Origin of the sequence: Pisciglobus halotolerans (assembly GCF_900113675.1) — a bacterium.
Classification (GTDB): domain Bacteria; phylum Bacillota; class Bacilli; order Lactobacillales; family Carnobacteriaceae; genus Pisciglobus; species Pisciglobus halotolerans.
Genome location: NZ_FOQE01000004.1, coordinates 1 through 12,716 on the forward strand (window position 1 = coordinate 1; position 12,716 = coordinate 12,716).

Genomic DNA, 12,716 nt, shown 5'->3' on the forward strand with positions numbered 1-12,716 from the left:
CACGTCAGTGAGTAAGACCCCTGAGAGATGATCAGGTAGATAGGTTGGAAGTGGAAGTGCAGTGATGTACGGAGCGGACCAATACTAATCGGTCGAGGACTTAACCAAGTTTTAAACGGTGCGATCCGGTAACTGAACGAATGTGAAAAGACAGATCCAGTTTTGAGAGTACAACGTGCTTTCAATCAAATAAGTGCGGTGACGATGGCAGGAAGGTCACACCTGTTCCCATGCCGAACACAGCAGTTAAGCTTCTTAGCGCCGAAGGTAGTGAAGGGTTTCCCTTTGTGAGACTAGGACGTTGCCGTGCAAAATGAAAAGTGAGTTCATCAGAGTCGATCTCTGTACGAACTCACTTTTTTTGTTTCTCGTTTGTCGTTATAATATGCCTATAGGAAGGTGAGAAGCATGGAAAAACTTTATTATACATTTGTTCACTTTGATGGTAATGATTATCCTATGGTTGCCAGTGATAAAGGATTGGTTTATGTAGGAGGAGAATTGGACGGTTACCAAGGTATTGTTAACTGGGTGCAAAAGCATCGAAAGGGTGCTGAGTTGGAAGAGAATACAGAAAAGCTGAAGCCATTCCAGCAGCAATTAGAAGAATACTTTACAGGAAAACGAACCGTTTTTGATTTGCCATTAGATGTATCAGGTACACCATTTCAAATAAGTACTTGGGAAGCACTAAAAGAAATTCCTTTTGGAGAAACAAAAACGTATGGTGAAATCGCAACGGCAATTGGTAATCCCAAAGCTGTCAGAGCAGTCGGAACGGCGATCGGAAGTAACCCTATTTCAATTATTGTTCCTTGTCATCGAGTTATTGGCAAAGATGGTCGTTTAACTGGCTACGGCAATGGCTTACCTATGAAGAAACGCTTATTGATGTTAGAAGATGTGTTTATTGAGAAATGAGCAAGAAATGTAAAGTTGGTGAGATTGAATTGATGGATTTAAAAAAGTTGACGGTTGGTAAGCATTTGACTGAGCTAGAAACGAGTATATTAGAATACATCATAGAAAATATTGATACGGTTTTAAAAATGGGAGTAAGGGAAATTGCTAAAAATAATTATACCTCTCCAGCGTCAGTCATACGTTTATCCAAAAAGTTAGGTTATACAGGTTTTGTAGATATGTATTACCATTTACTGCCGAAAGTAAAAAAAACTGAGCATCAATCATTGAATGTTGATGAAGAAATATTTAAATATAGTTTATCTGATATTTTAAAAAAGAATCAAAAGAAGGACATCGATTTTTTCGTTGAAAAAATACTGCATTTAAAGCAAAAGTATATTTTTATTTATGCTACTGGATTTTCTGCAATAGCAGCAGAATACTTGTATAAAAAGCTGCTAGTTTTAGGAAAAAAGACAATTATTGCAACAGGAACCGATTCTATTGGTATTGTAGAAAGTAATTTAGAAGATATAGGGATTTTTATAGTTATTTCAAAATCAGGGGAAACTCAACAAGTGATGGATAAATTGCTCTCTGCAAATGAACAGAGCATTTTTACTGTTTCTTTTACAAAAGAGGAACCTAACCGCATAGCAAATGTATCTGACTTAAACTTTAAGTTGGTAGATAATAATGAATTAGATGATAGAAATATATTACCTAATACTTTCTTTCCAAATCTATTACTATTATTTGAATACTTGTTTAAAGTATTTTTGGATCAAAAGAAATTAAAAATAGAGGAATAAAAATGAAACGTGTTTCAATACGGAGAAACACGTTTTTTATGTTGTTTCAAATCTGTACATTAAAGGGCTTTCAATTTAAACTAATAGTTGTCAACAAGCAATGATAAAAAAGAGATGAGGAGAATAAGATGAGAGAAAAAATAATGGATGGGTTGCAGCGTTTTTCTAAAGCTATGTTTATTCCTGTTTTGATTTTGCCTATAGCAGGTATTTTAATTGCTTTTGGAAATTTATTTACAAACCAACGATTAATTGAAACCGTTCCCTTTTTAGATAATCCAGTTACTACTGGTTTTGGAATGATTCTTTCTGGATCATTAGTAGCAATCTTAAATAACTTAGGTGTCATTTTTTGTGTTGGATTGGCAATAGGCTTAGCAAAGAAAAAGAAAGCAGAAGCAGGATTTACTTCATTATTAGGATACTTGGTCTTTGTTAACGCCATGAATAAATTCATGGATTTAAGAGGACTTTTGATTTCTGCTGATTCTTTACAAGGAACAGGGCAAGCAGTCGTTCTAGGCGTTCAAATCTTAGACATGGGTGTTTTTCTTGGGATTATTTTAGGAATCGTTACTGCAATCATCCACAACAGATATTGTGAAAAAGAACTGAATAATGCTTTTCAAATTTACGGCGGTTCTCGTTTTGTGTTCATCGTATTGATTCCAGTAGTTGTACTTTTAGCTGTTCTCTTTACTTATATTTGGCCATTTTTCCAAAGTGGTATTAACAGCTTAGGCACTTTGATCAACCAAAGCGGAAACTTTGGTATTTTCCTCTACGGCATGTTGGAAAGGTTATTGATTCCAACAGGGTTACACCATTTGGTTTATACGCCATTCCTTTATACATCTCTTGGTGGAGTACAAGAAGTTGGTGGACAGATCTACGAAGGTGCAAGAAATATTTATTTTGCAGAAATAGCAGATTCAAGTGTTTCTATGCTTTCTAAGAGTGTCATTTGGGATGCACGCGGTATTTCTAAAATGTTTGGATTGATTGGAGCTTGTTTAGCGATGTACCAAACAGCTAAACCAGAAAATAAACAAAAAGCAAAAGCCATTTTGATTCCAGCAGCTGTTACCTCTTTTATTGCTGGTGTTACGGAACCAATTGAGTTTTCGTTTATGTTTATCGCGCCTATTTTGTTTGTTGTGCATTCTATTCTTAGCGGTTTAAGCATGGTCGTGCTAAACATATTGAATGTTAGAGCAATTGGCCCTAATGGATTTATCGACTTTTTATTATATAATATTCCGCTTGGGCAAGCTAAAACCAATTGGATCATGTATATTGTCGTTGGTCTAATGTTCTTTGCCATTTATTACGTGGTATTTCGTTTCTTAATTTCGAAATTGAACTTAAAAACAATTGGACGTGAAGATGAAGGACAAGAAACAAAACTATATTCTAAAAAAGACTATAAAGATAGTAAGAACGGTCAAACAGCACCACAAACAGAGTCAGCTGGAGAATACTCATTGGCAGGCATTATTGTAGATGCCTTAGGAGGTTCAAGCAACATCGAATCGGTAACGAATTGTTACACACGTTTGAGATTGACATTGAATCAACCAGATAAGGTTAATGAAAATATCTTAAAGAATGAAACAGGAGCAAGTGGCATTATTATTAAAGACCATAATGTTCAAGTTGTATATGGATTACAAGTGAATGGCATCCGTAAGTCGGTAGATGAGTATTTAGGAATCAGTGAAGAAGAATAAATGGAAGAAGGAGTTTTTAAAATGAAAGAGTTTTCTATTGTAATTGCAGGTGGAGGAAGTACTTTTACTCCAGGAATCGTAATGATGATGTTAGATAATTTAGACCGTTTTCCTATTCGTCAGTTAAAACTATATGATAATGATGGCGAAAGACAAGGCATATTAGGAGAGGCACTTGAAATTTTATTAAAAGAACAAGCGCCGCATATCAACTTTTCATATACTACTGATCCAGAAGAAGCTTTTACAGATGTTGATTTTTGTATGGCACATATTCGGGTTGGAAAATATGCTATGCGGGAACAAGATGAAAAAATTCCATTGAAGCATGGAGTAGTAGGACAAGAAACTTGCGGACCCGGCGGAATTGCTTATGGAATGCGCAGTATTACAGGCATGATGGAAATCATTGATTATATGGAAAAATATTCTCCTGATTGTTGGATGCTCAATTACTCGAATCCTGCAGCTATTGTGGCAGAAGCTTGCAGAAGAATGCGTCCTAATGCAAAAGTATTGAACATTTGTGATATGCCAGTAGGTACATTAAGAAGAATGTCTCAAATTATTAACAAGAAACCTGAAGATTTAGAAGTACGTTACTTTGGGTTAAACCACTTTGGATGGTGGACAAGTGTTAAAGATAAAGAGGGACATGAATATTTATCAGAAATTCGTGATTATGTAGCAGAAAATGGTTACTTAACACAAGTAGAAGTAGATACACAGCACATGGACAAAAGCTGGCAAGAGACACACAAAAAGGCAAAAGATTTATTGGCTATTGATCCTCGTTTCCTGCCAAACACGTATTTGAAATATTACTTGTATCCAGATTATGAAGTGCAACATTCTGATTGTTCTTATACACGTGCAAATGAAGTAATGGAAGGAAGAGAAAAAACTGTATTTACGGCTGCTAAGAAAATCATCGAAAAAGGGACTGCAGAAAACAGCGGCTTTACAATAGATAGTCATGCTTCATTTATTGTTGATCTAGCTAGAGCGATTGCTTTTAATACACACGAAAGAATGCTGATGATCGTTGAAAATAATGGCGCAATTGCTAACTTTGATGACGATGCCATGGTTGAAGTTCCATGTATCGTTGGAAGTGATGGTCCAGAACCGTTGACTCAAGGAAAAATTCCGGCTTTTGAAAAAGGGTTGATGCATCAACAAGTTACGGTTGAAAAGTTAGTAGTGGAAGCCTACATTACAGGTAGTTACCAAACGTTATGGCAAGCTTTGACATTGTCGAAAATAATTCCAAGTGCTGAAGTCGCTAAAAATGTTTTGGATGATTTGATTGAAGCCAACAAAGATTTTTGGCCAGAGTTGAAGTAAATACTATTAAAAATCATTAAAGGCGAGGGAAGAGAGGAAGTAGCTTCTCTTGCCTTTGTTTTTGAAAAAATCAGGATAAACCAAGGCAATAGAAAGTAGCTTAGTGAAAAGATAAGGAGATGGTTTTTTCTATGGAAATAGGAATCGTTGGGTTAGGGAAAATGGGGCTTCAATTGGCATTAAATATGATAGAACATGGGCACCGGATCATAGGTTATGATGCAGTGGAAGAAACACGCGAAATCGCGACTGAAGAAGGGTTAGAGGTAGCAAGGAGTTTGGAGGAGTTGGCAGCAAACTTGTCGAAGCAAAGAGTGATCTGGATGATGGTGCCAGCAGGAGCTCCTTTGGAAAATGTGTTGGTTACTTTGGCCGGCTTATTGAGTGAAGGAGATATTTTAGTAGACGGCGGAAATTCGAATTACAAAGATTCTATGCGACATGCTGAAGAAGCGAAGAAAAAAGGGATCTATTTTATGGATCTTGGTACATCTGGAGGAGTGAGCGGAGCGCGTAATGGGGCTTGTATGATGGTCGGCGGTGAGGCTGCTGCTTTTTCAGTGATCGAGCCTGTTGTTCAAGATATTTGTGTAAAAAACGGCTATTTGTATACTGGGGAATCTGGCAGCGGACATTTTTTAAAAATGATTCATAACGGCATTGAATATGGTATGATGCAAGCAATGGGAGAAGGTTTTGAGCTGGTTGAGAAGAGTCTCTTTCACTTTGATTCAAAAGCGGTAGCCAAAGTTTGGAATAACGGTTCAGTTATTCGCAGCTGGTTAATGGAACTAGCAGAAGAGGCGTTTGAGAAGGATCATCATTTAGAAGAGATCAAAGGTGTGATGCAAGCTTCGGGCGAAGGACAATGGACAGTTGAAACAGGCTTAGCGTTGCAAGTTCCGACCCCAGTGATTGCAATGTCTTTGATGATGCGGTATCGTTCTTTAGAGGAAGATACGTATGCCGGCAAAGTGGTGTCTGCTTTGCGGAACGAATTTGGCGGGCATGCAGTGATCAAAGATCGATAAAGGAGAGGACCAAGTGAAGTGGAGCAATATGTGATTGGTGTTGATATAGGAACAACGAGTACGAAAGCTGTTTTGTTTCGGCTAAATGGTGAGGTAGTGGAAACAGCGTATGCATACTATCCTTTGATCAAGGGAAGGCCGGAGTTGGCTGAACAAGATTTGGGAGATATTTACCAAGCAGTACGTTCGACGATTCGAGAAGTGGTTGTGCAGGCAAAATCCGAGCCGGAACAAGTTTTATGTGTTAGCTTTTCAAGTGCGATGCATAGTTTGATTTTGATGGATAAAGAAAACCAACCGCTGACGCGCAGTATTACTTGGGCGGATAATCGTTCTATTGCTTATGCGGAATGGTTAAAAGCATTTGGCGGCGCTGAGCTTTATCATCGTACAGGGACACCCCTTCATCCGATGTCTCCTCTATGCAAGATTTTGTGGTTCAAGGAAGAGCAGCCAGAGCTGTTTGCTCAAACGGATAAGTTTATTGGTGTAAAAGAATATGTTTTTTATCAATTATTTGGTCAATATAAGGTGGATTACTCAGTTGCGTCTAGTACAGGTTTGTTCAATATCCACAAATTGGCTTGGGATAAGCTGGCAATGGCAAAAGCAGGTATCACAAGCGAACAGCTTTCAAAAGCAGTGAGCCCTACTGATAAAGTAAGTGGCTTGTCAGAAGAAATGGCAGCTGAACTTGGCTTACGAACAGATACGCCCTTTGTATTAGGCGGTAATGATGGCTGCTTATCTAACCTCGGCGTAGGTGCTGTTGATCCGGGTGCAGCAGCTGTTACGATCGGTACAAGCGGTGCAGTAAGAATGGTCACAGACCAACCGTACATCGACTTAGAAGGACGAACATTTTGCTACGTGTTAGACGAAAAACACTGGGTGGTCGGTGGCGCTGTGAACAATGGTGGAGTCGTGCTCGATTGGGCACGAAAACGATTTGCTGAAAAAGGCGAAGCAGAAAGTTATGAAGCTGTTATGAAACGGATTGCGACTGTGCCAGCTGGTTCAAATGGGTTATTGTTTCATCCGTACTTAAATGGCGAGCGAGCACCTTTATGGGATGCAGATGCGCGCGGTTCGTTTTTTGGTATTCATATGATGCATGAATCTCAGCATTTTCTGCGCGCGGTTCTAGAAGGGATTTGCTATAATGTGTATGATGTTTTGACTGAAATCTTATCATTAGCTGGAAAGCCGGAAAAGATCTTGGCGACGGGCGGCTTTTCACAGTCAGCTGTTTGGCGGCAAATGTTGACGGACGTTTTTCAGCAAGACATTACTTTGCCGGAAAGTTATGAAAGTTCTTGTTTGGGTGCAGCTGTGTTGGGATTGAAGAGTATTGGTTTCATTGAAAGCATTGATGCCGTTAAAGAGATGGTTGGCTCAAGACGAACGTATCAGCCGAATGCTCGTGATAGTGAGGTTTATCGACAAACTTTTCCCTTATACCAAAAGTTGAGCCGGCAATTTGCTGAGTACTACCAAGAATTGGTTGAGCTGCAACAGTCGACTGACCGCCATCTTTTATAAAGGAAACAAGCGAATAGCACGAAGCACTGAAAAAGAACCTCAGTGCTTTTTTATTGTGCAAGTTTGTGGTATTGTAGCATCAGTTTCACATCCATTAAAATAAAACAATAAAAGCAGCTAAAAATGAAGGGAATGAAAATCATGAGGCAAAATCAAAAAAGAACCTTTCCTACTTGGGGAATCATCGCATTAGTAGTCGTTTTGATTGCTGCAGGGGGACTAGGCTATGTCTTTTGGTCAAAGCAGCACGATGAAAAGTTAGCCCAAAAAGCGGTTGAAGATTACACTCAGGCACTGGAAAAGCAAGATTATTCTGCTATGAGCAAGATGGTGACAACCGCTTCTCTAGAAAAAATCGGCTATACGAAAGAACAGATGATAGAGCGCTATGAGAACATTTATGGAGGAATCGGTGCTTCTAACATCAAAGTTTCGGATATAAAAAAAGAAAAAGGGACAGATGCAGGAAACTATCAAGTATCTTATACAGTCGATATGGTCACGTCTTTAGGTCAGTTGAAAAAGCAAACATATAAAACAACTTTGGAAAAAGGCGAAGACAGCTATCAATTAGATTGGAATACTGCCTTGATTTTCCCTGGAATGGCAGCAGATGACAAAGTTGCCGTCTCAACAACAAAAGGCAACCGCGGTGAGCTGTTGGCGAAAGATGGAAAACCATTAGCTACGGAAGGGAAAGCTTGGCAAGTAGGCTTGTATCCAGTTGCGTTAGGCGAAGGTGAAGAGCGAAAGAAAAACTTGTCAGCCGCTGCTGAAGCTTTTGGCGTGACGGCTGAGCAGTTGGAAAAAGTACTTTCTGCCGACTGGGTAACGGAAGACAGCTTTGTGCCATTTGCGACGATCAGCGAAAGTGAAGATAGACCAGAACTGAAAGGGATAGTGTATCAAGAAACGACAGCACGGACGTATCCATTGAACGAAGCCGCAGCTCATCTCACTGGCTATGTTGGTGAAGTTTCTGCAGAAGATATTGAAAAAGACCCGACACTTTCAACAGGAGATGTGATTGGAAAAGTGGGCTTGGAAAAAGCTTTTGACAAGCAGCTGCGTGGCAAAAAAGGTGGTAAAATCGCCATTAAAGACAGCGAAGGCAATGAAAAAGAAGTACTGCAAGAAAATCGCATGGAAGATGGAAAAGATATCACTCTCACGATCGATGCAGACTTGCAACAAGCGGCTTTTGATCAATTGAATGGACAAAAAGGTTCAGTTGTCTTTACGAATCCTTCCGATGGCGACTTATTAGCGTTGGTCAGCTCACCTTCTTATGACGTCAATCAAATGACAGCAGGCATCAGCTCAGAAGACTACCAAGCTTATGCTGATGATTCAGACAGCCCATTCTTAACTCGTTATACCGCTAGATATGCACCAGGTTCAACCTTTAAAACCATTACGGGCGCAATTGGCTTAGATGCCGGCACAACCAAACCGGAAGATACATCAAAAGTGAATGGGTTGAAATGGCAAAAAGATGCCTCTTGGGGCAATTATTTTGTCACTCGTGTAGCTGATGTGCCAAGTGTCAACTTAGAACAAGCTTATGTCTATTCCGATAATATTTTCTTTGCAAAAGAAGCCTTGAAGATGGGAGAAAAAACATTCCTTGCTGGCTTGGACAAGTTTATCTTCGGTGAAGATTTGAAGCTACCAATGGCAATGAAACCGGCACAGATCTCTAATGATGGCAAATTAGCCTCAGAAGCCTTATTGGCCGATACAGGTTTTGGTCAAGGACAACTGTTGATCTCACCGATCCAACAAGCTGCGATGTATTCTGTATTTGCGAATGATGGTAAGTTGGTTTATCCGAAATTGACAGATGACCAAGAAACAGCTGAGCCGAAACAAGCAGTAACAGCGGATGCTGTGGCGACCGTGAAAAAGGATCTGATTCAAGTCGTTGAAAATGAGCATGGATCAGCGCATAAACTAGCTGATTTGAACTTACCGATGGCAGCTAAGACAGGGACTGCTGAAACAGTTGAAAAAGAAAACGGCGAAAAAGAAACGAACGGCTTTTTACTAACGTTTGATGCTGAAAGCAGCCGCTACATGATGGTAGCCATGATGGAAGATACGTCTAGCGGTAAGGTAGTGGATACAATGAAGCCTTTGCTAGCTAAAATAGACACATTGATCAAATAATCATATTTTTGCAAGTATTGTAAACAGGGAATAATTCTCAAAAAAGACGAAAAGACGCTTCTCTAAGAAGAACTTTTCGTCTTTTTAATCGTTTGCTGCTATTTCATGTTTAAAGAATAAGCAACGAGCTGACAAGTTCACTTTTTCTAAAAGAAGTTTATTTTGGTATACCTATTAGAAATGATAGAGCCGATAAAACGAATGTGTTATAATTTGTTCAGCTTGTCATGGCCTTCATAAGAATGATGTAAACATCAATAGATGCATTTTTAACGGATTGATCGTCAGCTGTTTGCTTAAGTGAAAAGTTCAACGAAGTGAAGATAAAAGTGTGTTAACTGTAGGCTGGAAAGGGGAATTGTCATGACAAAAAATAAAGGTAAAAGAGTAGGGCTTATGTTAGTGGGGATCGTTTTGATCGGTTTGGCCGTCTCTTTTATGCGCTTGGCAGATTTAGGCGCGGATGCTTTTACAACACTAAACATAGGTTTTAGCGAATATTTTGGAGTTTCTTTTGGCTTGATCCAAGCTATTACAAACATTATCCTGTTATTTTTTATATTTTTTGCGAACAAGAAATATATTAGTATTGGAACAGTAGTCAATATGTTTGGTGTAGGCTTTATTTCAGACTTTTTTGCTCAATTGATCATCCAATATTTAGGCGAAGATTTTTCTATGCCACAACGTTTGCTATTAATGGGTGTAGCATTGGTTTTAATCAGTGCAGGAGCAGGAATGTATATGTCCGCAGACTTAGGTATAGCGCCTTATGATGCGTTAGCGCCTGTCCTTGTGGAACAAACACACAATAAAATTTCTTTCAGAGTTTTGAGGATAACTACTGATGTTTTATGCGTCGTCCTTGGTTTCTTATTTGGCAGTACAGTAGGAATAGGAACGATCGTCATGGCTTTTCTTGTCGGACCTTTCATTGGCTTCTTTAAAGATATTATTTCTGTTAAATTTTTAAAGCAGGACGTGCCTGAATAAAAAATTTTATTCAGATTGAAGCGTTTAGTCAATGTCAAATGCAAGTATTCCTTCTTTTGAGAGATTAGAGACAAAGATGCTTAGGAGTAATCAATTGAAATCTACTGATTATGGAGCTTTGGAGAGTTATTTGCCTTTTCGATGAAAAAATTATCAAGCGCCTGAAAAAGCTGGGGAACAAGCTGAGGAAATGGAACAGTTTAAAGAAAAGGGAAGAAAAGCTCGGACAGCTTTCCAACAAATCGCCAAGCTGGTCGCTGCACATTTTGAACAAATGGAGCCGCAAAGGGTGAGCAGTTGGATGAATCAAGCGCAAATGGGCACACCTTTATTTTTTTGCTATTTCTTTTTCCACCATGCTGCTAAACATGAACCAACATTTGCTATCCGCTTGTTGGATGAAAAGGGAGAAGCCGGTTTGTCGGTTGAGTTGAGTTTTGTTGAACGTTATGCGACAGACCAATCCCCTCGACTTCAAAACCAAGTACTAGCTGTTCCACTCGAAGATCCTGTTTATTATGCACTTCGAGGAGCAGACCTAACTCAAAATATCTCTAGTGGTGAAGCAAACAAACAGGAGCTGGAAGAAAAGATTAAAAATGGAACTATCCGAAAAGTACTGGTCAAAGTTGATATTCCAAAGATCAAGCGTTTTGACGATCCGAATGATTTGGTCAATGAGATTCTGACCGGTTTCGAGTACTTGCAGCCCTATTATCGTGAAACACAAAAAAGATTAAACTGAGCCTCCCCCCAGAAGTTAGACCAAACATATAACTTTTTGGGGGGGCGTTTTTTTATGAAGCAACTCATCTACTCGCCGACTCTCTAATACCATCTATGATCGCGCAATATTTATTTGCTTTATTTCTATAAGAAAAGCCCCCTCTCTATAGGAAAGGGGGCTAAAGTATTATTGTTTGAAAGTATTATTTTGCTGGAACAGCTGTGTCTTGGCGGATTACTTCTTGCGTTTCTAGATCGAAGAAGTGTCCTTTATTCATGTCAAATGCTAATTCAGCTACATCACCTGGTTTGTGGTAATCACGAGCGTCTACTTTAGCGATAAACTCTGTATCGCCAACTTTTGTATACAACATCGTTTCAGCACCCAGCAATTCTGAAACCACAACTTCTGATTTAACAATGCTATTTGGCATAGCATCCAGAACAACTTGCTCAGCGTGGATATCTTCTGGACGAATACCAAAGACGATTCTTTTACCGTTGTAGCCGCGGCTTTGTAATAATTTTGCTTTGACTTCTGGGATCTTAATGTTTAGACCTTGTCCATTCGTGATCCGATCGCCTTCTAATGTCACTTCAAACAAGTTCATGGCTGGAGAACCGATAAATCCGGCAACGAACACATTGTTTGGCGTATCATAAACTTCTTTTGGTGAACCGATTTGTTGAATGAAACCATCTTTCATGATAACGATCCGATCCGCCATCGTCATTGCTTCTGTTTGGTCATGAGTAACATAGATCGTAGTTGTGTTCAAGCGACGGTGCAGTTTTGCGATTTCGGCACGCATCGCAACCCGCAACTTAGCATCTAAGTTTGACAAAGGTTCGTCCATTAGGAACACTTTTGCGTCACGAACGATGGCACGGCCTAAAGCAACCCGTTGACGCTGCCCACCAGAAAGAGCAGCTGGTTTACGGTCTAAGTATTCAGTTAATCCTAAGATATCAGCAGCTTCTTCAACCCGTTGTTTGATGGCATCTTTTTTATATTTACGCAGTTTCAAACCAAATGCCATATTATCAAACACGGTCATATGTGGATATAGTGCGTAGTTTTGGAAAACCATCGCAATGTCGCGATCTTTTGGTGCCACATCGTTCATCATTGTGTCGCCGATCCATAATTCGCCTTCTGTGATTTCTTCCAATCCAGCGATCATACGAAGAGTGGTTGATTTCCCGCAACCAGAAGGACCAACAAAAACGATAAATTCGCGGTCTTTGATGTTTAAATTAAAGTCAGTTACAGAATAGTTTTCAGCATTGTCATAACGTTTATAAATATCTTTTAAAGCCATTTCTACCATAAGTATCTTCTCCTTTATAACTAAGTGATCATTCATCCATAAAACCAGTATAATGTAAACGCTCACTTTTTCAAATAGAAGAGTGCATAAAAATCCTGCCTCATTTTTGTGCAAGTTGCCTAAAAGTCG

Annotated in this window: 10 protein-coding genes and 2 rRNA genes; 11 read left to right on the plus strand and 1 reads right to left on the minus strand. The window is 39.3% G+C overall.

Annotated elements, in window-relative coordinates:
* From BM057_RS02095 to BM057_RS02145, 11 genes are all read left to right on the plus strand, one after another.
* Positions 1 to 108 (plus strand): 23S ribosomal RNA (locus BM057_RS02095); the annotation flags it as partial.
* Between the two features lie 86 nt (positions 109 to 194).
* Positions 195 to 310: ribosomal RNA gene (gene rrf, locus BM057_RS02100) — 5S ribosomal RNA — on the plus strand.
* Between the two features lie 98 nt (positions 311 to 408).
* Positions 409 to 921, plus strand: a complete 513-nt coding sequence (locus BM057_RS12025; RefSeq protein ID WP_092091189.1) for a methylated-DNA--[protein]-cysteine S-methyltransferase — start codon at positions 409 to 411, stop codon at positions 919 to 921.
* A 32-nt stretch (positions 922 to 953) separates the two neighbouring features.
* Positions 954 to 1,718, plus strand: a complete 765-nt coding sequence (locus BM057_RS02110; RefSeq protein WP_245741774.1) for a MurR/RpiR family transcriptional regulator — start codon at positions 954 to 956, stop codon at positions 1,716 to 1,718.
* A gap of 128 nt (positions 1,719 to 1,846) precedes the next feature.
* Entirely contained in the window at positions 1,847 to 3,448 is a 1,602-nt protein-coding gene (locus tag BM057_RS02115) for a PTS transporter subunit EIIC (protein WP_092091191.1), read from the plus strand.
* Positions 3,449 to 3,469: 21 nt separating this feature from the next.
* Positions 3,470 to 4,795, plus strand: coding sequence for a 6-phospho-alpha-glucosidase (locus tag BM057_RS02120; RefSeq protein WP_047393267.1), 1,326 nt, complete (start codon positions 3,470 to 3,472; stop codon positions 4,793 to 4,795).
* A gap of 131 nt (positions 4,796 to 4,926) precedes the next feature.
* Positions 4,927 to 5,826 carry a phosphogluconate dehydrogenase (NAD(+)-dependent, decarboxylating) gene (gene gnd, locus BM057_RS02125; RefSeq protein ID WP_092091195.1) on the plus strand — a complete coding sequence of 300 codons (900 nt, stop codon included), beginning with the start codon at positions 4,927 to 4,929 and terminating at the stop codon, positions 5,824 to 5,826.
* A gap of 18 nt (positions 5,827 to 5,844) precedes the next feature.
* Positions 5,845 to 7,368 (plus strand): gluconokinase, encoded by a 1,524-nt coding sequence (locus BM057_RS02130; protein WP_092091197.1) that lies wholly within the window; start codon positions 5,845 to 5,847, stop codon positions 7,366 to 7,368.
* Positions 7,369 to 7,509: 141 nt separating this feature from the next.
* Complete coding sequence (gene pbp4 / locus BM057_RS02135) at positions 7,510 to 9,537, plus strand: penicillin-binding protein PBP4(5) (RefSeq protein WP_092091199.1); 2,028 nt, start codon at positions 7,510 to 7,512, stop codon at positions 9,535 to 9,537.
* A gap of 363 nt (positions 9,538 to 9,900) precedes the next feature.
* Complete coding sequence (locus BM057_RS02140; RefSeq protein ID WP_092091200.1) at positions 9,901 to 10,530, plus strand: YczE/YyaS/YitT family protein; 630 nt, start codon at positions 9,901 to 9,903, stop codon at positions 10,528 to 10,530.
* Between the two features lie 190 nt (positions 10,531 to 10,720).
* Positions 10,721 to 11,275: a hypothetical protein gene (locus tag BM057_RS02145; RefSeq protein ID WP_092091202.1), complete on the plus strand. Its 555-nt coding sequence runs from the start codon at positions 10,721 to 10,723 to the stop codon at positions 11,273 to 11,275.
* Positions 11,276 to 11,459: 184 nt separating this feature from the next.
* Here BM057_RS02145 and BM057_RS02150 read toward each other — a convergent pair whose 3' ends face one another.
* A complete protein-coding gene (locus BM057_RS02150; protein WP_092091204.1) occupies positions 11,460 to 12,587 on the minus strand; it encodes an ABC transporter ATP-binding protein in 1,128 nt (375 codons plus the stop codon).
* Positions 12,588 to 12,716: the final 129 nt, after the last annotated feature.